1 protein-coding gene is annotated in these 494 nt (G+C 50.8%); it reads left to right on the top strand.

Annotated features, from left to right (window positions below):
• Window positions 1–438 (top strand): ATP-binding cassette domain-containing protein (locus ACTHUT_RS21750; protein ID WP_440419893.1); only part of this gene is annotated, 438 nt, incomplete at its 5' end.
• Window positions 439–494: the final 56 nt, after the last annotated feature.

The raw sequence follows: 494 nt of genomic DNA, 5'->3' as shown, positions 1-494 counted from the left end.
GGCCGCGACATTTTGCAGGTTGGTCAGTTTGAAATTCCAGCCCGCCAATATTTGGGACGCTTCAACTTCAAAGGCAGTGACCAAAGCAAAATCGCAGGTCAATTGTCTGGCGGCGAACGCGGCCGTCTGCACTTGGCAAAAACCTTGTTGAGCGGCGGCAATGTGTTGCTGCTGGACGAACCGTCTAACGACCTCGACGTAGAAACCCTGCGCGCGTTGGAAGACGCATTGTTGGAATTTGCCGGCAGCGTGATGGTGATTTCGCATGACCGCTGGTTCCTCGACCGTATCGCTACGCATATTTTGGCTTGCGAAGGCGACTCTAAATGGGTGTTCTTTGACGGCAACTATCAGGAATACGAAGCCGACAAGAAACGCCGTTTGGGTGAAGAGGGCGCGAAACCGAAACGTATCCGTTATAAACCGGTAACACGTTAATTAGGTTTGAACCAAAAGGCCGTCTGAAACTTTTAATGTTTCAGACGGCCTTTTAT

It is taken from the genome of Neisseria sp. P0022.S010 (genome assembly GCF_051956635.1).
This window is presented reverse-complemented; position numbering and strand designations above follow the sequence as displayed.